Here is a 21,325-nt window from a genome sequence, read left to right on the forward strand (position 1 = left end):
GCTTGACAGGTGATGAGAGGGGTGGTATCCTGAAAGTGTCTTAAAAAGACACAATAAAAAGGAGGAACAGACATATGTATTTTCAATTAATGCTGCCCGGGGTAAGGGACGGGGAGGAACTGGTTCTTATGGTGGATGGGCAAAGGCATAAGGTGATGAAGCATACCCCAGAAACCTTGAATAAGGCCAGGGAGAAAAACGCGGCATTGGCGCTCATGAAGGAAGACAGACTCAGGGATGTCATGTATTATGCAGAGGTAAGGAAAGAGGGACTGGGGAATGGGGATGGTTTTGACCGGAGGCTGCACCGGCTTCAGGTAGTATCTGCCAGCAGGGATGGAAATGGATATACCCTGCCGAAGATGTATCACTTCTCATTCTATATTCCAGCCTGCCACAAGGAACGTTTCCTGAAACACGAGGCGTTGAACCAGGCTGGTTCCGGAGCGTATTGGGATGCCAAGATGAGTCTGTACGGTGCGGATCATGCAGAGGCATGCATCAGGTTAGGCGGACAGGGACTTGAGGAATCACAGGTAATGGAACAGATCTCACGAATCAACAGGGACATTGACTTGGTGCTGACTCCCATGGATATTGCCAAGTCACTCCTGTTCCAGCATCCGAACCTGGCCAATGCCCAGCCATACACGGCAACCGTGGTGATGAACCGGCATATTGCGCCGCCGGTCGCATATGACAGGGAACAGTACCAGAAGCTTCTTGATTTTGCCACGGCAATCGGGGCAAAGGGCGAAGAGGGCTGGGCCTTCAGGACCTATGCATGGGATGAAAAGAAAAAGGAAGCCATGACATATGAGTACGACGTGCTGGGCCATAAAGCAGGGGACAAGGTAGAGATTTACGATTTGGATGAAGATGTGCTCAAGGAGGCCGGAGCTCCCCTTAAGGGGGCGTTGAAAACGGCAAGCCAGGACAGAAGCCTGCAGAATCAGTCCTGGCATCTGAAACATGGACAGGGCGCGCAGTGCCAGGAGTATAAGACAAGGCAGTGGATGGACCAGAAGAAGGCCATGGCTGCCCCGGAGACGGGAAAAGGCGCAAAGTGGACCGTCAGCCAGTCAGCGTCCATGTGCGGGGTGGAGGTAAAGGAAAAGACCCTGAAGGTTTCAGGCGATACCCTGAAGGTGGATGCGCTTAATAGTTATCTGCGTACCCTGGCCGCCTATGTGGAATATCTTGATGATTCAGGAAAGCCCATGGGAGGCAGGTCCTACAACCGGATCATAGGTCCGGTAGACACCATTATGGGAATCCCGATTCCAGCCGGTGGAACAACCATTGAGACAGCGCTTCCTAAGGACGCTTCAGGAGTAAACCTGTATTTTGCAGGAATGGGAACCTCGGCATATGATTCTCAACTGTGTGCCACGGGGATTGCACTTACAGCTATATTCCAGATGGGTATCCCTTCCTTTTTCCTGGCAGCGGATGCCGGCCTTTTAAATACAAAGGTACTGACCGATGCACTTAAGGACCGTGTGTTTGTGGAAGACGTGGCCAAGCTGATAACATCCATCATACAGCCGCCCATCAGCAGCCAAAGCGCGGAAGAGATGATTTACGGATGGCTGAAGCTGGCAGCCAAAACCATTGGAGGCATCCTCGTAAAGAAACTGTTTGAGAAGATCCTGGTATGGATAATCGGACAGATCACGCTTCAGGAGGCTGCTGCCTGCATTCCGGTTGCGGGATGGATCATGAGGATTGCCAACGTTGCCATTGATGCGGCCATGATTTTAGAGACAACCATTGAAGTGTGTGCGTCCCCTGCCGTCATGACCACCCAGATTACAAGATCCATGGATTTAAAGGCAGAGGTAAGCCCCGATCCAAGACATGGGGAAAAAGGACATCCCGATACAGCGGTCTGGCCCGCCACAGCCCACAGATGGCAGCTTATGCTGTCCTACAAGGGAGGAACCACCAAAACTGTAACAGGTGTTTTTGGGCAGACAAGTACCAAGAAGCCGGTTTTTGCAACATTCAGCAACGTGCCTGCCGGAGGTTCTCTGCGCCTGGTCCTGTCTGTATTCACTAAAAATGACTGGATCTGCGGGAGATGGGACAGCGGCTGGAAGAATGCGATGCCGGATGACGGTGAGGACTATATGGAAGTAAAGGGAGCCATTGAAGAGTTCCTGATTCCCCTTACAATGGATGTGCAGTATGAGCACAAGGAAAAGCTGGCCTATGAAAACGGCGCATACAAGTGGGAATCCGGCCAGATGCCCACAGGAACCGTGGCTGACCTGGGGCATGCGTCAGAAGGCAGATGCCTGTACCGTCTGGGAGGTATTACATACAACAGTGCTTATAAGCAGGCGGGGTATGTATGGAGCGCCGCCGCAGCCGGCGCCGATGCATCCGCGCCCCATCCGGTCCTGTCTGGCAGTGAGGTATCCGGGGACCGGACAGGTGGGATATCGTTCATGATCCAGAACATTTCCACGCTGTCTGACGAGGAAGTCAACAAACGTTTTAAGGAATCCGAAGTTGGTTTTACAGAGGAACCCTGTATTGTTTATGACAAATTCGGGACAGGGGAGGATAATTTTATCCTGGATACCAGAAACAGCCAGTGCCATTTAAGAAAGGTGGATCTGATGGACGGACAGCGGGGATTTAAGCTGTCAGAACCAGCCTACAGCTATGGCAGGTTCATGCAGGCCCATCTGGATGACCTGGTAATCCACCCCAGCGGAACCGTGGTCGGCATTAACTGGGAGACGGATAAGATTGAGGTCCTGAAGCTGCCCGGGGAGGGATGCCTTGACGCGGATGCGCCCCAGTCGCAGATGCTTTCAGGAGAAGGATTCAGGGAAGGGCTGATTAATGGGCCAAAGGCTGTAAAGATAGCATCGGACGGCAGGATCCTGATTCTGGAATCCGGTAACAGGCGTATACAGGGTTTTGATGAGAACGGGAACCCGGTGGCAGGTTTTCAGGGAAGGCGTCTGTTTGAGATGCCGCTGCAGGCAGTGAAGAATGACCTGGACGGGGAACTGTTCACGGATGTGATGGAGGAGGCATACCGTAATGCCGGTCTCACTGGATTGTGCGGGATAACGGACAAAGGATTTTCGGGTGAATTGGATGAAGGTATTGTGTCGGATGCATTTTTACGTGAACTTTCAGACGCAGGCGTCTATATTTACCGTGAAGAAGATAACATCCAGCTGCAGACAAAGGAACCGGGGAATATGTGGAAGATATGTGAGACACAAAGGAATACATCCTATGTGGTCACGAAATCAGATGCAAGCCTGCTGGTATGGGACGGCCTGTCCCGGATGACGGTGTCTGTTGCCGATAAGGGCAGACGCTGGATATTGGATGACCTGCAAGGGGGTAAGTCCTACGTGGCTGAACAGGATGGGATTGACAGGGAAAAGGCGGTATTTTATGAGAACCTGTCCTACATGAATCTTTGGAACGGCGCGGAGGATGATACGTATCTGGACTTCTGTACCGATGCGAAAGGGTACCTGTCCGTACTGTCTTACCACGGCAGCGGGAATCAGGTTTCCGATTATCATGTAGATATTTATAATCCGGACGGAAGCTTCCTCGTGAGGACGCCGGATTCCAGACTGCAGCCGGAAGCACCTCAGTATATCAATGCAGGCAGGCTGGAATCAGATGAATTCAGGAACCTGTACACGCTGAACTTTGAAAAGATTACAGGAAGCAATGGAAAGACGGAGCCGTCTGTCAGCAGATGGGTGCCTACTTCCCCATTGTTTACCCTGGAAAAGGATGCGCAGCAGGAACTGGAGAGCGGAAATCTGGGAAAACTCAGGGAGCGTTTTGGAACCCACGGTATTACGCTTACAGCTTCGGCCAGACTGGTAAGGCAGGAGGACAGGTATCAGATTGAGGATGACCAGAAAGTGGACGGCACTGTAAGACCGGTGGTATTTGATATCATTTATTGTGTGGATGAGTACTATGTCTACAGGCTTCTCAGGAAAGAGGTGGATACATGGAGAAGAAACAGGTAGTGGTGACAGAAGGGAACCCTCTTATACTGGCCGCAGGAGGGACATATGGCTTTGATACCATCACCCTGATGCCGGGAGGCCAGATACGGATACAGGCAAAACCGGGGAATGTTAAAAGGACCATAATCCAGGTAAGGGAAATCATAAAAAAAGGAGAGTAAGACAATGGATATCATCAGTAAGGTAATTGAAGAGCAAAGGGAATATTTTAAGTGTCACAGGGATGGGGATTACAGAGTGAAATCCCCCATCCTCACATCGGACTATCCGGAAGGGGTCCATCTGAACCCAAAGGGAAAAAGCGGGATACAGCCGTCCTACCTTGTATTCAGGAATATAGATGAGCTGAAGCAGATGTGCGTACCGGACAAGCTGGCTGTGATGAATAACGGAGGTAATTTGAACTGGGGCCTCAAGGGCTGGAAAAAGAAGTCCGGGGAATATACGGTGGAGCAGCTTAGTCCGCTGGAAAGGGCGGATATCTGCCATGCGTTTCAGCAGTACATATATGGGGATTCCAGGTTTGCTGAGTCTTACAGGGATATACTGAACCGCCTGTATTTTGAAGAACCGATGATCATTCCTGTATACAGTGTAGAAAAAGTGGTTGTAAAAAAAGGCCATCCCCTGGTTCTGGGAGATGAAGGGACAAGCTGTACGGTGCTGGACTGTAATGAGCTGATTGTGGAGGAAGGGGCGGAAATCATTGCACATGGTGAATGCCAGGTAACTGCGGATAAGCTTGAGTCCGAAAGTGGATCCACCTTCAGTATTGGCGGGAACGGAACCAATGCAGAGGATGAAACCGGAAGGGCCGCGGATGGCAGCAAGGGGAATGACGGAGGCCAGGGACGGGATTCAAAGGACAGCTGTGATGTGAAAGCCCGGGATGCAGACCGGGGATCTAATGGTGATAATGGAAAAAATGGTCAGAACGGAACATCCGGTACCAACGGCGCGGGTGTGGAGTACAAGGTGAAGCAGATGATTGGTACCCACTATGTCTTCAGTTATGGGGGCAACGGGGGCAACGGAGGAAAGGGAAAGGACGGCGGCAACGGCGGGGATGGAGGAGATGCAGCCAAGCCAACCGGCTATTGCGCTAAAGGTAATCCGGGATACGGAGGAAAAGGCGGAGCCGGAGGTAATGGAGGAGCCGGAGGTAATGGCGGCAAGGGAGGAAAGGTAATCATTTACTTCAGCCAGGAAGAGTCTCCTGATGCGCGGATCCAGCTTCTTTCACCGGATGAAGCTGAGAAATTAAAAGGTGTCAGCGGAAGGGGAGGAAAGGCAGGAAAAGGCGGTAAGACAGGACTTGGAGGAAAAGGGGGCAAAGACATAGATGATAAGGGAAATTATGTGCCCAGTGATGCCAAATATAACGGCCCCAACGGGGGTGAAGGAGGAAACGGGTCTCCAGGTAACCCGGGTGTTCCTGGGGAAGTATATGTAAATGGTTTATTCATTGGTTAGCCAGGAGGGTGGATATATGGCAGACATTTATATTGAGACGGCGTCCGGCATATGGGGAAAGGATGGACAGGACGGTATGGATCTTTTGGAAAAAGCCAGGAATGGGGAGCCGGGCCGGGTAAAAGGATTCCTGCACAAACGCTATATACAGGCCACACCAGGCGGGAATGGACAGGATGCAGGAAAGATGCAGGACGGATTCAATGGAGAGAATGGGGCAGAGGGGCAGGACTGTCCCGGCCTGCTCCTGGAATGCAGGGTATTTACGGTTGACCGGCCCATATCCATATGGGCTGTGGGCGGAGCAGGAGGAAACGGCGGAAGCGGCGGAAGAGGCGGACGCGGAGGCGCTGGCGGGGACGCAGGTGAGCAGCTGGCAGCATACATCAATGAATATGGACCTCAAAAAGGCGGCAAGGGAGGCCGCGGCGGAAACGGAGGCGATGGCGGTTCCGGTGGGAATGGCGGAAACGGAGGCAGTGTGACCGTGCGTTTTGGCGCCTCCCGGATTCCTGAACCTGTAACGGTCCAGGCGGATGGCGGAATCGGAGGGAAGCCCGGTCCGGGCGGCGGCTGTGGCCCGGGAGGTCCGGGCGGAATGAATGGGAAGGATACAGGAATAGACAGCAACTCCGCAAAACCAGGATTCATGGGGCTGTTCAGGAAAAAACGATACATTGCCAGACCCAGGATGTCATCCAGGGCTGAGGGCGGCTCTCCCGGTGTGTGCGGAAGTCCAGGCAGGCCTGGAAATCCAGGAAGCCCTGGCCGGATATCAGTGGAACAGGTAGCGAAAGACAGGGAGAAAGCTGAGTAAGATAGGCTGGGCAGCCCTGGCCCTGTTTGAAGGTTCATTGCAGCCAACAGGCAAAATGCAGTCTTCACACCCAAGGGCTTGCCCAGCTTATTACAAAAAAGGAAAGGGAGAAAGGAATGGCAGGCGTACGGATGGTATTCCAGGGCAAGTACAGATTTGCTGCATGGGATAAAAGCAGGATAATAATGAAAACAGACGGAAGCCTTGATGTCCTGGCAGAAAAAGGCGGAGGGGTCCCGGTATCCGAAAGCGGTATGGATGACAGGTTTAATCTTTATGGGATGCATAAAAATGAAACAGTCATCCAGGCAATGAATGGAAATTATATTTCATGGACACCGCGGTTTGGCTATCAGGCAGACCAGGAGGAACAGGAGACAGCAGAGATTTTACGGATTATCAAAAAAACAGAGGAACTGTGGTTTTTTTACCGTGAAGATAAAGAAAGAAACAGATATTACATGAATGTGGAGGATGGTCATCTGTCAGAGATATCCATCAATCAGGAGGACGGATTGCCGGATACAGCCTGTTTCCATGTTGAGACAATTACAGGCAGCCTTAGCCAGCTGGTGCTTTGCGGGGCCAGGGGGGCAGACCTGGAATGGGCGGATTTAAGATATGCGGTTTTGCGGAATGTGGATATGACGGAATGTTCCATGATAAAAACCACACTGGCATGTGCGGATGTCTGCGGTACCATGTTTGACCGGGCGCTGATGAACCTATGTGACTGTAGGAATATGGACTGCAGAGGCGCCAGCTTCATACAGGCTTCCCTTATACAGTGTAATGCTTCAGACCTTAACGCGGCTGGGGGGACATTTACCCAGGCAGTGCTCAGGGGGAGCTGTCTGGACCGGGCCAGCCTGCGGGGGGCTATTTTGCAGGGAGTGGATTTTTCGGACACCTCCTGTCTGGAAACAGACTTTACGGAATCGGCCCTGGATGGCACCACTGTGTTTAAAGGGGCTAAGATGATCCGGTGTAATTTCCGCAGGATGAACCTGAAAGGGCTGCATATGAAAGGTACGGATTTGGAAGAGACGTATTTTGACGGGGCGGATCTGACAGGAGCGGACCTTAGCTATGCAAATCTGAAAAGGGCCAGTTTTACACAGGGAGCCTGTCTGATGAATGCCTGTCTTGCCAATGCCTGCCTGCAGGAATCTGACTTTACAGGCGCTGTCCTTGGAAGCAGCATGGATTTAAACTCCCTTGCAGCGGACCTGACAGACGCCTATATGCCGGACGCCGTGTTCAACCGGGCAGATTTAAACGGGGTAAATATGAGCGGGGTTAACTGGTACGGTTCCCATGCGGGCGCCACAGGAGCATATATGCATCATGTTAATTTTACAGGGGCTAACCTGGGCACCATGAATTTCACCCAGGCTGATTTAAAGGGCTGCATATTTGACCGGGCCGTGCTTATCGGCACAAACTTCAGAGGAGCCGTGCTGCGCCCTGGTGATGGCGGCAGGCGTGTTTCATTTGCTGACGCATCCATCCAGGGAGCGGATTTCTTTGCCAGTGAAATTGAAGACGCCATATTTACCAATGCCGCGGCAGCGGTTCCTGTGGAATGGTACTTTTCCCTGGATGGGAAAAAGTCCGCCCAATACCGGCAGATACTGAACCATGATAACGAACCGGTGTTTGAGGAATTGCGGGAGGTTTTTTCTTATCATGGAATCCATCTTGCAAAGGATGCCTATGTAAAGGTTGAAGAGGATAATTATAGATGGAAGATCATGTCGGGGACAGGGGAGCCTGTTTACCAGATTACAATGGAATTTGGCCTGCTTCAGGTAAGGGGAGGGATTGACGGTGTCCCGCTTATGTCCATAGACGGCAGGGAAGATATTATCCGGCAGCTGGACCGCTGCGTCATACCGACCGGGCTGCAAAACATTTTCAGGGACAGCGGATATGGGCTGGACAAGGATGCGGCAGTGTATGTTGTAGAAGCCGGAACGTGCTGGAGTATTGACAATGGCACCTTCCATCAGGCAAAACTGAAATGGGGATACCTGGAGTTTTATATTGTACGCAAGCCGGGAGGAAGCCTTAATGTATACGGTACGGTATTTGGAACAGTGAGGATTGGACCTGGACATGTTTATGAACAGCAGAGGAATGTGATGGCAGCCACCAAATGGATACCTGACTTATTAAAGGGTGAAAGCATCTGCCCAAACGGACAGAATATATCAGTGGTTACCGATAAAAGACCCTCTGTGCGCATGACTTGGGAACAGGTTTTAAAGGCCGCGCTCCTGCCAAGGGAACCGGAGTGCATACCCGGTCCCATGACATGGTGTTCGCGGGAAAGGGGATGTAGTATAAGTGTATATGCAGAAAGATGACCGCAGAATTGCGGTGGTGGCAATGGGCTGCAGGTTCCCGGGAAAAGCCGGTACGCCGGAGCATTTCTGGGACATGCTTAAAAACCGGACAGATGCCATAAGCCAGATTCCGGAGGACCGGTGGGATATCACACATTTTTATGACAAGGACAGGGAGGCCCCGGGAAAGAGTATTTCCAAGTGGGGCGGCTTTCTTGAAGGCGTGGATTTATTTGATGCGGATTTTTTCGGCATATCCGGGACAGAGGCAAAATATATGGATCCACAGCAGAGGATCCTTCTGGAACTGACCTGGGAAACGCTTGAGAATGGCGGTTATGTACCCCGAAAACTGAGGGGAAGCCGCACTGGGGTATTTGTAGGGAATTTTGGTTCTGATTACCTGATCATGCAGCGCAGGGAACAGGGAGGAAGGGGCATCAACAGCTTTTCCGCGGCCGGCAGTTCAGCTACCATGCTGTCCAACCGGATATCCTACCTATATGATTTCAAGGGGCCGTCCATGTCCATTGACACGGCATGCTCCTCTTCACTGGCAGCCGTCCATCAGGCATGCTTAAGCCTGGAGGAAGGGGATTGTGATATGGCCCTGGCGGCAGGGGTACAGCTCCTGCTGACACCGGATTCCTTTATTGTGGAGAGCAAAAGCGGCTTTCTTTCCCCAACCGGCAGGTGCAGGGCATTTGCAGAGGAGGCAGATGGATACGTAAGGGGCGAGGGGGCGGGTATGGTATTGCTCAAACGCCTGGAAGATGCTGTACGCGACCATGACCGGGTATGTGGAATCATCCTGTCCAGCGGAATGAACCAGGATGGGAAATCAAGTGGCATATATGCGCCTGATGAACAGGCGCAGACACGGCTCATGGAGGCTGTCTGCAGCCGCGCTGGGATCCGGCCAAAAGATGTGCAGTACGTGGAAGCCCATGGAACCGGCACCAAAGCAGGCGACCAGGTGGAGGCGGCGTCCATCTCCAGGATATATGGAAGGGAAAAGGAGCATCCGCTCTATATCGGTTCCGTCAAAACAAATATCGGACATGGTGAATCCGCTGCCGGGATGGCCGGGCTTATAAAACTTCTTCTGGCCATGGAGCATGGGGAGATTCCGGCCACCCTTCACTGCAATCATCCAAGGAGGGAACTGGCCCTGAAAGAAAACGGGATTGAGGTGGTGACAGAAAACAGGAAGTGGATGCCTGAACATGGAAAGAGGACAGGGGCAGTCAACTCCTTCGGATATGGCGGGACGAATGTCCATATGATTGTGCAAAAAGAGGAAGCACAGGAAAACGGGACAGTGCATACAAGGGAAATTTATCTCCTGCCCCTTTCCGGAACCAGTGAGGCTGCCCTGGACAATCTGGCAGCCAGGTACGCTGAGACATTGCCGGGCCAGGATACATTATGGGATATATGTTACACGGCGGCGGTAAGGAGGAGCCACTATCCCTTCCGGGCCATACTGGCATTTACCAGCAGGGAAGAACTGGTCGATATACTGGCAGAGGCATGGACAAAGACAGGGGGAGTACGGTCTTTACCGCAAGGACAGCTGGTAATGTCCGGCAGGCTGAAGCAGCATCTGGGTCATTCAGGACAGGAAGAAATATACCAGTATGTGCGGCCGTATCTGGATGGGGAGGAATTTGAATGGGAACACATCTATCCGGATGGGAAGCTGGCTGCATTGCCAGGCAGCTGCTTTCAGAAAAAATCTTACTGGAACGAGAGCAGGGAGAGCAGGTCCTACAGACTTTGGCCTGCAGATAGTCCGTTATTAGGACGGCGTCTGGCTGTGGCGGGATATGGATGGGAACAGGAGATATCCTTGGAAAGCCATCGGTATCTGTCCGGCCATAAAGTGAAGGGGCGGCTGCTTTATCCAGGGGCAGGATATATATGCACTATGGCAGATGCGGGCAGGATCCTGGAAATGGATAAAAACATCCGGCAGTATCCGGTACAACAGGAGAACGGCTGGTGCCTGAACAATATCTGTTTTCAGTACCCGTTGTATATGGGAAATGAAAGGTCGTGGATTCAGATATTCACAGATGAGCTGACAGGAAACAGCAGGATATATGGCCAGCACCGTAACGGTGGATTCCTGCTTCTTGCCTCCGGGCACAGGGGAAATTTTGAATCAGGCAGCTGGCTGCCCGGCAATCCGGAAAGTCTGAAATCCGGGCTTTTGGTCCATATGGACCAGGAGGAGGTTTATGGAAAACTGAAAGAACGGGGCTTTCTCTATGAAGGTCACTTTAAAGGCATTGAGGAAGCATGGTGCGGCACGGACGCCTGTCTTGCCAGGATATCCGTGGCAGACAGCGGGGAATGGAATACCTGGGAGGTTGACTGCTGTTTCCAGGCTTTGCTGGCAGCGGAGTTTGAGACTGATTTAAACGGGGATTTTGGGTTCCAGATTCCGTCGGGAATCCGCAGATGTGCCATGGGACGGAAAAAGGGACCGTATATTTACGTTTATACTGCATTGGAGTCCAGGACAGGAATCTCTACGGTTGGTAATGCCTTTATCTATTCTGCTGCAGGGGAGTGTCTGGGCCGGATAGAAGGTTTTATAAAGGAATCGCCGGATAAGGGAAACAAGCCGGTTGGAAAAGAGGAAAGTCTCTGGGATAAAACATTTTTGGAACAAACCCGCGGGGCCGGTGTATATGACGGGAATGGCCCGGTTGGTGGAAGGGGCGGTGCGGCTGATGGGACTGGTGCAGCTGACGGGTCCCGGTACCCCGGTTCATATATGCTCGGACAGACCGGGGATATCCTTTCTGTCAGAAATAAGATACTGGATATAATTGCAGATGCCTTAAGCCTGGATGCTGATTCCCTGGATGAGGGGCAGTCCATTGCGCAAATGGAGCCGGATTCCTTATCCATATACGCAATCAAGGCTGATTTGGAAGATATGCTTAAGATACAAGTGTCCCTGGATGGACTTCAGGGCAGTCAGCCCTTGGGGGAATGGATGGATACGATCCTTAAGGATTATGGAAGCATTTAGAAACCAATAGCAGAAGTGCCGCTCCTGACATGGAATATGGTACAGGTACCATACCATGTCACCAGGCGGTACTTCCGTCTTACAGGCATGGAAAGCACCTCTGATTGGTCAGCGGATAGGACCGTGCCATACTGCCAAAAGAAAACGTTATACTTTGACAAGAATATCGATTTCTTACAAAGAATATTGGTTTTAACAGAATAATTAACAGAAATTTTATTCAAAATGTAGAAAATGCACAAAAAATATGCGATGTATTGACATACAGTTGTCTATTGTGATAGACTCAAGTTGTCAGAAGATGACGTAACTAAATAAAAGTATAAGTATTCAAAACTTATATATGCTCAAAATAGGTTGAGCGTTTCTACCAACTACCGTAATAGTTGACTATAAGTTTTCACAATCAGTACTGCCCGGGGCGCCGGGGACAGACAGTTGTGGAACCTTAGGAACAGCGGTGGTTTTTTTATTTGCCCGGGCCCGCCGCTGTCCAGGTGGATACGGACAGGAGGAGCATATGGCAGAGAATTTTGTATTAAAAGGCAATATCTGCTACAGCCAGGATGCCCAGACCCTTGTAACCGTAGAACAGGGATATCTGGTATGTCTGGATGGCAGGTCGGCCGGAGTGTACAGAGAACTTCCCCAAGAGTATGCATCATTTCCCCTGACGGATTATGGAGACCGGATGATTGTTCCGGGGCTTGTGGATCTGCATCTCCATGCGCCACAGTATTCATTCAGGGGACTTGGTATGGACTTAGAACTGCTGGAATGGCTGAATACAAGGACATTCCCGGAGGAAGCCAAGTACAGGGACACGGAGTATGCGAAGAAAGCATATTCCATATTTGCGGATAACATGAAACGCAGCGCTACAACAAGAGCATGTATTTTTGCCACCCTTCACAGGGAAGCCACCGAGGTACTGATGGACCTGATGGAGGAAAGCGGATTAAAGACCATGATTGGAAAGGTGAACATGGACAGGAACAGTCCTGACTTTCTGATTGAGGACAGCGCAGAGGCGTCTGCAGAAGAAACCGTGAGATGGCTGGAGGAGATAAGCGGCAGGTACAGGAACACGGAACCAATCCTCACGCCGCGTTTCATCCCCACCTGTTCCGATGAACTGATGGAAAGACTGAAAGAGATACAGACCCGCTACGGTCTGGCCATGCAGTCCCATCTGTCGGAGAACCAGGGGGAGATTGCATGGGTAAAGGAGCTTTGTCCATGGTCCGGATTTTATGGGGATGCATACGACCATTTCGGACTGTTTGGCAATGACGTGAGGACCATCATGGCCCACTGCGTATGGCCGCCTGAGGAGGAGGTCGCCAGGATGCGGGATAACGGAGTTTTCGTTGCCCATTGTCCCCAGTCCAATACCAACCTGTCATCCGGAATCGCGCCGGTGAGGACCTATCTCGATGAGGGCATCCAGGTGGGACTTGGGACAGATGTGGCCGGGGGCGTTGGGGAATCCATATTCCGGGCCATGGCAGACGCCATCCAGGTATCAAAGCTGCGCTGGAGACTGGTGGATGAGAGCCTTAAGCCACTGACCGTGGAAGAAGCATTTTACCTGGGAACCAAGGGCGGCGGGGTCTTCTTTGGAAAGACAGGAAGCTTTGAACCGGGGTATGAACTGGACGCAGTGGTACTGAATGATGAAAGCCTCAGGCATCCGCAGCCGCTGGATTTAAAAGACAGGCTGGAGCGGTTCATCTACATTTCAGATGAACGTCATATAGATGCCAAGTATGTAGCCGGCTGCCAGGTATTCTGAACAAGCCGGAATTAAAACTGAATATGTGAGAAAGAGCGGTAAGGGGTAAACGTTCTTTAGATAGAAGTAAAACCACATGTACTTAAAACCAAGGAGGTATGAAGTATGGAAAACAAAGCAAATCAGGGGTTTTTAGAAAAAGTATTTCATCTATCAGAACATCACACAGACGTGAAGACAGAAATCATCGCGGGAATCACGACATTCATGACCATGGCGTACATACTTGCAGTTAACCCGAACATCTTAAGCGCCACAGGCATGGACAGGGGAGCTGTTTTCACAGCCACCGCACTTGCGTCACTGGTGGCGACCCTGCTCATGGCGGCATTTGCAAACTATCCCTTCGTACTGGCTCCCGGCATGGGACTGAACGCCTACTTTGCTTACACAGTTGTACTGCAGATGGGTTACACATGGCAGATGGCCCTGGCAGCCGTATTCGTGGAAGGTGTCATCTTCATCCTGCTGTCACTGACCAATGTCCGTGAAGCCATCTTCAACGCCATACCAATGAACCTGAAACATGCAGTATCCGCTGGTATCGGACTTTTCATTGCATTCATCGGTTTACAGAATGCCAAGATTGTAGTGGACAGCGCCACGCTTGTATCCGTGTTTTCATTTAAGGGATCCTTGGAGGCAGGGACCTTTAACTCAGTAGGCATCACGGTGCTTCTGGCCCTGTTAGGCGTACTGATAACCGGTATCCTGGTTGTGAAGAATGTAAAGGGTAACATCCTTTGGGGAATCCTGATTACCTGGATCTTAGGAATCATCTGTGAAGTGACCGGACTGTACCAGCCCAATGCAGAGCTTGGCATGTTCAGCGTATTACCGGATTTTTCAAGCGGACTTGGTATCCCAAGCATGGCATCTACCTTTTTCAAGATGGACTTCTCCGGTATCCTGTCACTGAACTTCGTGACCATCATGTTTGCATTCCTGTTCGTGGATATGTTTGATACACTGGGAACCCTGATTGGTGTTGCATCCAAGGCCGACATGCTGGATAAGGACGGAAAGCTTCCGAAAATCAGGGGCGCGCTGCTGTCCGATGCCATCGGTACCTCCCTTGGCGCTGTATTTGGTACATCCACCACAACCACGTTTGTAGAGAGTGCATCCGGTGTTGCTGAAGGCGGAAGAACAGGCCTTACATCCGTAGTAGCTGCTATTTTCTTCGGACTGTCCCTGTTCCTGTCACCGATTTTCCTGGCCATCCCGTCATTTGCAACGGCTCCGGCCCTGATTATTGTAGGTTTCCTGATGATATCCTCTGTCCTGAAGATTGACTTTAACGATTTCACGGAAGCCATCCCAAGCTACATCGCAATCATCGCAATGCCTTTCATGTACAGTATTTCCGAAGGTATTGCAATGGGCGTCATCTCCTACGTGGTAATCAATGTAGTGACCGGCCATGCGAAAGATAAGAAAATCAGCCTGTTAATGTATGTCCTGGCTGTGCTGTTTGTTCTGAAATACGTATTGATTTAACTACTGATATAATTAATTTTGCACACAGGCGCCTGAATGACAGGCGTTAAGTGCCACAGAGGAAACTTCGTGATACTAAGTTCGAAAGGACCTCACTAAGTATCACGGAGTGCTTTCGCACCTGAGCGCCTAAAAGGCAGGCGCTAAGTGCCACAGAGGAAACTTCGTGATACTAAGTTCGAGAAAGGACCTCACTAAGTATCACGAAGTGCTTTCGCACCTAAGTGCCTAAAAGACAGGCGCTAAGTGCCACAGAGGAAACTTCGTGATACTAAGTTCGAAAGGACCTCACTAAGTATCACGGAGTGCTTTCGCACCTAAGCGCCTAAAAGACAGGCGCTAAGTGCTCAATGCAGGAGGGAGATAGAATGGGAATTGGTAAGAACATGACCCGCGTTGATGCAAAGGATAAAGTGACCGGGGAAGCCAGGTACACGGCTGATTTAGAGCCCAAGGGCCTTCTGACGGCCAAGGTGGTGCGCAGCACCATTGCCAACGGCGTGGTAAAAAGCTTTGATTTAAGCGAGGCACTGGCTGTCCCCGGGGTTGTGAAGATTGTCACATGTTTCGATGTGCCGGATATCCAATTCCCCACTCCCGGCCATCCATGGTCCGTGGAGACTGCCCACCAGGATATTGCAGACAGGAAGCTCCTCAATACCCGGGTCAGGGTATACGGCGATGACATCGCTGCCGTGATTGCAGAGGATGAGATTGCCGCTGCAAGGGCGGCCCGCCTGGTAAAGGTGGAGTACGAGGAATATGAACCATTACTGACAGTGGAAGCAGCCATGGCAGAGGGGGCAACCCGGCTGCACGATGAAAAACCCGGCAATGTGATTGCACATTCCTCCTTCACAGTGGGAGAGGGTACCTATGAGGAGGCGGTGAAAGAGGACGGCCTGGTGGTGATTGACAGGGATTATAAGACCCAGAGCGTGCAGCACTGCCATATCGAGACGCCTGTTTCCTTTGCCTATATGGAAAAGGACCGCATCATTGTCACCACCTCCACCCAGATTCCCCACATCGTGCGCCGCGTCATCAGTCAGGCCCTGGGGCTGCCCATGGGCAGGATCCGCGTCATCAAGCCGTACATCGGAGGTGGTTTCGGCAACAAGCAGGATGTGCTCTATGAGCCGCTGAACGCATTCCTTACCACCCAGGTGGGCGGGCGCGGCGTGAGGATGGAAATATCCAGGGAGGAAACCCTTGGATGCACCCGTGTACGCCACGCCATAGAGCTTAAGGTAAAGGCGGCTGCCAGAAAGGACGGCACCCTGGTGGCAAGGAAGCTGGAGGCTTACTCCAACCAGGGAGGCTATGCGTCCCATGCACATGCCATCGTAGCCAATACATCCAATGAGTTTAAGCAGATATATCATGATGAAAAGGTTCTGGAGTCCGACGCGTATACGGTGTACACCAACATTGCCACAGGCGGGGCCATGAGAGGATACGGAATCCCCCAGGCAGCCTTTGCGGCGGAGTGCATGGCGGATGACCTGGCCCTGGCCCTACATATGGATCCTCTGGAGTTCCGCAGGAAGAACTGTATGAGACCGGGATATGAAGACCCGCACACCCATGTGAAATGCAACACCTACGGACTTGAGGAATGTATGGAAAAGGGCCGCCGGTTCATTCACTGGGACGAGAAGCGCAAGGAATATGAAAACCAGACAGGTCCCATAAGAAAAGGAATCGGAATGGCCATCTTCTGTTACAAGACAGGCGTATATCCCATTTCCCTGGAGACAGCGGCCTGCCGGATGGTACTGAACCAGGACGGCTCCATGCAGCTTTCCATGGGAGCAACTGAAATCGGCCAGGGCGCCGACACGGTGTTTACCCAGATGGCGGCGGAAGTGACAGGGATAACAGAAGACAGAATCAATGTCATGTCCACACAGGATACGGATATAACGCCCTTTGACACAGGGGCCTATGCATCCAGGCAGACCTATGTAAGCGGCATGGCGATTAAGAAGACCGGGGCCATATTTAAGGAAAAGATACTGGAATATGGCGCTTATATGCTGGACCGCAGCCAGGACACACTGGATGTGGAGAACAATTCCGTGGTGGATAAGGAGACGGGGGAAACTCTTCTTGCCATGGAGGAACTGGCTGCCACGGCCTTTTACAGCCTGGACCGTTCCGTCCATATCACGGCAGAGGCAACCAGCCACTGCAAGACCAATACCTTTGCAACCGGCGTATGCTTTGCCGAGGTAGAGGTAGATATGCCTTTGGGCAAGGTAAAGGTTACCAATATTGTAAATGTCCATGACAGCGGTAACCTCATTAACCCCAAGCTGGCGGCTGCCCAGGTACACGGAGGCATGAGCATGGGGCTTGGATACGGACTCAGCGAACAGCTGCTCTTTGATGCAAAGGGAAGGCCGTTAAATGACAACCTGCTGGATTACAAGCTGCCCACATCCATGGACACGCCGGACCTAAACGCGCTGTTTGTGGAACTGGATGACCCAACGGGACCATTTGGCAACAAGGCCCTGGGCGAGCCGCCGGCCATTCCGGTGGCGCCGGCCGTGCGCAATGCGGTGCTTCATGCCACGGGAGTCGCAGTGGATTCCCTGCCCCTGGACCCGCAGAAACTGGTGGAACACTTTAAAGCAGCAGGACTTATATAGGAAGGGCGGTGTTGGCATGTATGATATTGAAAAATACTATCAGGCAGTTGATGTAGACGATGCGGTGCGCGCCCTCTCAAAGGACCCGGAAGCAGTGGTGATTTCCGGGGGGAGCGACGTACTGATTAAAATCAGGGAAGGAAAGCTGGCAGGCTGTTCCCTGGTGAGCATACACGGGATTAAGGAACTGGAAGGCATCCGTGTGGAGGAGGACGGCACCATAGCAATAGGCCCGGCTACCACATTTTCCCATATTACAAACAATAAGATAATACAGGAGCTGATCCCAATCCTGGGAGATGCAGTGGACATGGCAGGCGGCCCCCAGCTTCGCAATATCGGGACAGTGGGCGGCAATGTATGCAACGGCGTCACCAGTGCGGACAGCGCCAGCAGCCTCTGCTGCCTGGATGCCATCCTGGTATTAAAAGGACCAAAGGGCATGCGGGAAGTGCCAATCAGCCAGTGGTACACCGGGCCAGGCAGGACCGTGAGGGAGCATGAGGAAGTGCTGGTTTCCATCCGGATTAAAAAGGAAAATTACGAAGGCTACGGCGGCCACTACATCAAATATGGAAAAAGGGGAGCCATGGAGATAGCAACCCTGGGCTGCGCCGTAACCGTAAAACTGACAGAAGACAAAAAACAGATAGCAGATCTGCGCCTTGCATACGGAGTGGCTGCGCCCACACCCATCCGCTGCCGTGAGACAGAGCAGTCGGTCATCGGCATGGAGATTGGGGAGGCGCTGGCTGAGAAGGTTGGAAAGGGAGCGCTGACGGAAGTGAATCCGCGTTCCAGTTGGAGGGCATCCAAGGAGTTCCGCCTGCAGCTGGTGGAAGAACTGGGCAAGAGGGCTCTCAGACAGGCAGTAATCAACGCAGGAGGTGAGTGGGATGCTTAATATCGTTCATATGACTGTCAATGGAAAAGAAGTGGAATTGGCCGTGGACCCAAGGGAATCCCTGTTAGACACCCTGAGGAACCGCCTTGGACTGACCAGCGTGAAAAAAGGCTGCGAGGTTGGGGAATGCGGCGCATGCACCGTGCTGGTTGACGGCGAGGCCATTGACAGCTGCATTTATCTGACCCTGTGGGCCGAGGGACGCCGTATCATGACTGTGGAGGGCCTTAAGGGACCGGGCGGCGAACTAAGCCCCATTCAGACCGCATTTATTGAGGAAGCAGCCGTACAGTGCGGTTTCTGCACACCGGGATTAATCATGTCCGCGGTGGAGATTGTAGGCACAGGCAAGCGGTACAACCGCGAGGAACTGCGCAAGCTGATTTCCGGTCATCTGTGCAGGTGTACCGGATATGAGAACATCCTCAATGCAATGGAGCGTATTGTGGAGGAAACATATAAGGTGGTCGGGAAATAACGGCCCATGGATAGGGAGATGCGGTGTATGGCCGGGACCCTGAGGAAGTCCTGGCCGGCATCTTAAAATATAAGGGTTTGGGATAACCCATAGTGAAAAGAGAGGGCGCCGCAGGTAATGCGGCGCCCGATTCATTAACTGGTTCTATTGAAAGACTGGTGAAGCAACTCTTGGGGATAAGGGGAGTTTTTTATAGGAAATACCTCGCTGCTTTTTTTATCAGGAAATCTAATGTAAAGAAAACCGATTCATTATAAAATAGCGGATTGGCACAACATAAAAGTGGCACAATAAAAGACATTAGAGAAAAAGCGAGGGCTGTAATCATGACTGATACGAATTTAAGCGAATATGAAACCTACCTGCGCAGCGAGGAACGCAGCGCCAACACCATAGCAAAGTATATCCGGGATTTAAGGGCATTTTTCTCATTCATGGGAAATAAGCCTCTTTGTAAGGAAGCAGTGGTAAGCTTTAAGGGATATCTGACCGAATCCTATGCACCGGCCAGTGTTAATTCCATGCTGGCAGCGGTCAACGGCTTCCTGGAATGGTCCGGCATGGCACAGATGAAAGTCAAGCCGCTGAAAATCCAGAAGTGTCTTTTTGCAAGGCCGGAAAAAGAGCTGACCCGGGAGGAATACTGGCGGCTGATAAAAGCAGCGGAGGAAAAAGACAATGACCGTCTCTCAATGCTGCTTCAGACAATATGCGCCACCGGTATCCGTGTGTCCGAGGTGCGCCACATAACCGTGGAAGCCGTGCGGGCCGGACAGGCTAAGGTGGACTGCAAAGGGAAGAACCGTGTGGTGTTCCTGCCAAAAGTATTATGCCGGGCATTGCAGCGGTACTGTAGGAGGTATGGGATTGACATCGGGCCGGTCTTTAAGACCGCCAGTGGGAAGCCACTTGATCGGACAAATATATGGAGGGATATGAAAGCGCTCTGTAAGAGGGCGGGCGTGGAGCCGGGCAAGGTTTTCCCGCACAATCTCCGCCACCTGTTTGCAAGGACTTATTATAAGCTGGAAAAAGACCTGTCAAGGCTTGCCGACCTGCTGGGACATTCCAGTGTAACCACCACACGTATCTATACAATGGAAAGCGGCAGGTCCCATATCCGGCAGTTAGAGCGCATTGGCCTTGTCCTGGCAAAAAAATAAACGGCAACATAATAGCAATTATGTTGTCGCCCGGACAGATTTAAAACAATATGGTACATAAACAGTTTAACATGGCCAATGGAAAAAAGCAAGAATCGCTGTAAGTACAAAGTAAAATCGAAGTAAAACAGCATGAAAAACAGACCGGGGAAAGAGATTCTTTTTCACCGGTTTATTTTGCATACCATTTTGCGGGTTTTGGGGCAGATGCGGTTACATTTCCTCCCAAGACAGAGAATGGGCGACAACATAATTGCTATTATGTGGTATCCTTACTGCCAGGTATGAAGGGAGCAGCCATGGGATTTAAGGGATTTGATGGCAAACATCCTAAAACTGTTGAAAAAGTACAATTTTTGTGTAAAATATGGAGGGGGATTTACAGGGAAATGGGGTTATATTACTGGAATTAGAGGAGCATTTATGTTAACATATAGGTAGGGGCAATCAGGCCCTGTGGAGAGAGAACGGAACTGCGTGTTCCAAAAATGTGGGATAAAGGTGAGTATGCAACATGTTTGATATTAATATGGACAAAGTATATGTAAAAACCTTTGGCGGCTTTGATCTGTATTATAGAGGCGAGCTGATATACTTTTCCAGCAGTAAGGCCAAGGAATTACTGGCAGTTCTTGTGGACTGGAGAGGTAAGGCGGTCACGCTGGCCCATCTGGCAGGCGTTTTATCAGAGGGAGAGCGGGATGAGGCGGCAGCCAAGCAGGCTGTCCATCTGGCATGGCACAGGCTGAAGCAGACTCTTAAAAAGTACGGAATCGAAAAAATCGTCATTAAAGGAAGAGGCACATATGCCATCAATAAGGAGCAGATTGTCTGTGACAGTTATGATATGGTGCGTCAGGTAGAGGGCGCATCTAATTACTTTGCAGGTGAATATATGCCGGAGTACAGCTGGGCGGAAGTAACGCTGTCAAGTCTTATGAGGGACTATTTTGAAGAAAAATTTTAGGAAAATTCTGAATTAAATACATAGAAAAGCAAATAATAACAATATATTAGGTTTTCCGGAAGCGAAAAAGAAGCAATCTGAAAAGATAGCTTCTTTTTTTATATGTACATAAATAACAAATTATAACCAATATTTCCAGAAAACTACAAAAA

General features: G+C 51.1%; 13 protein-coding genes and 1 riboswitch. All 13 genes read left to right on the forward strand.

Annotation, left to right across the window (positions count from 1 at the left end; all coding sequences use genetic code 11):
• Positions 1–74 precede the first annotated feature (74 nt).
• A complete protein-coding gene (locus tag MCJ35_RS00670) occupies positions 75–4,025 on the forward strand; it encodes an NHL repeat-containing protein (protein WP_025483456.1) in 3,951 nt (1,316 codons plus the stop codon).
• Complete coding sequence (locus MCJ35_RS00675; protein ID WP_008721451.1) at positions 4,007–4,186, forward strand: hypothetical protein; 180 nt, start codon at positions 4,007–4,009, stop codon at positions 4,184–4,186. Before MCJ35_RS00670 ends, MCJ35_RS00675 begins: the two co-directional genes overlap by 19 nt.
• 4 nt (positions 4,187–4,190) lie before the next feature.
• Positions 4,191–5,498, forward strand: coding sequence for a hypothetical protein (locus MCJ35_RS00680; RefSeq protein ID WP_025483454.1), 1,308 nt, complete (start codon positions 4,191–4,193; stop codon positions 5,496–5,498).
• A gap of 16 nt (positions 5,499–5,514) precedes the next feature.
• Positions 5,515–6,315, forward strand: a complete 801-nt coding sequence (locus MCJ35_RS00685) for a hypothetical protein (RefSeq protein ID WP_025483453.1) — start codon at positions 5,515–5,517, stop codon at positions 6,313–6,315.
• Positions 6,316–6,431: 116 nt separating this feature from the next.
• On the forward strand, positions 6,432–8,684 hold the full coding sequence (locus tag MCJ35_RS00690) for a pentapeptide repeat-containing protein (protein WP_025483452.1): 2,253 nt from the start codon (positions 6,432–6,434) through the stop codon (positions 8,682–8,684).
• The gene (locus MCJ35_RS00695) at positions 8,671–11,709 is read left to right on the forward strand and encodes a beta-ketoacyl synthase N-terminal-like domain-containing protein (RefSeq protein WP_025483451.1); all 3,039 of its coding nucleotides are present in this window, start codon (positions 8,671–8,673) and stop codon (positions 11,707–11,709) included. The genes MCJ35_RS00690 and MCJ35_RS00695 overlap by 14 nt, the downstream gene beginning before the upstream one ends.
• Positions 11,710–12,026: 317 nt before the next feature.
• A riboswitch (purine riboswitch) is annotated at positions 12,027–12,122 on the forward strand.
• A 107-nt stretch (positions 12,123–12,229) separates the two neighbouring features.
• Positions 12,230–13,504, forward strand: coding sequence for an amidohydrolase family protein (locus MCJ35_RS00700; protein WP_025483450.1), 1,275 nt, complete (start codon positions 12,230–12,232; stop codon positions 13,502–13,504).
• A gap of 105 nt (positions 13,505–13,609) precedes the next feature.
• The gene (locus MCJ35_RS00705; RefSeq protein ID WP_025483449.1) at positions 13,610–15,004 is read left to right on the forward strand and encodes an NCS2 family permease; all 1,395 of its coding nucleotides are present in this window, start codon (positions 13,610–13,612) and stop codon (positions 15,002–15,004) included.
• A 368-nt stretch (positions 15,005–15,372) separates the two neighbouring features.
• Positions 15,373–17,661: a xanthine dehydrogenase subunit XdhA gene (gene xdhA, locus MCJ35_RS00710; protein WP_025483448.1), complete on the forward strand. Its 2,289-nt coding sequence runs from the start codon at positions 15,373–15,375 to the stop codon at positions 17,659–17,661.
• A gap of 16 nt (positions 17,662–17,677) precedes the next feature.
• Positions 17,678–18,565, forward strand: coding sequence for a xanthine dehydrogenase subunit XdhB (gene xdhB / locus MCJ35_RS00715; RefSeq protein WP_008721467.1), 888 nt, complete (start codon positions 17,678–17,680; stop codon positions 18,563–18,565).
• On the forward strand, positions 18,558–19,043 hold the full coding sequence (xdhC, locus tag MCJ35_RS00720) for a xanthine dehydrogenase subunit XdhC (RefSeq protein ID WP_025483447.1): 486 nt from the start codon (positions 18,558–18,560) through the stop codon (positions 19,041–19,043). The genes xdhB and xdhC overlap by 8 nt, the downstream gene beginning before the upstream one ends.
• 326 nt (positions 19,044–19,369) lie before the next feature.
• Positions 19,370–20,206, forward strand: a complete 837-nt coding sequence (locus tag MCJ35_RS00725; protein ID WP_034576503.1) for a tyrosine-type recombinase/integrase — start codon at positions 19,370–19,372, stop codon at positions 20,204–20,206.
• Between the two features lie 514 nt (positions 20,207–20,720).
• Positions 20,721–21,173, forward strand: a complete 453-nt coding sequence (locus MCJ35_RS00730; RefSeq protein ID WP_008721474.1) for a hypothetical protein — start codon at positions 20,721–20,723, stop codon at positions 21,171–21,173.
• Positions 21,174–21,325: the final 152 nt, after the last annotated feature.

The organism is Enterocloster sp. OA13, from assembly GCF_022440595.1.
GTDB lineage: Bacteria > Bacillota > Clostridia > Lachnospirales > Lachnospiraceae > Enterocloster > Enterocloster hominis.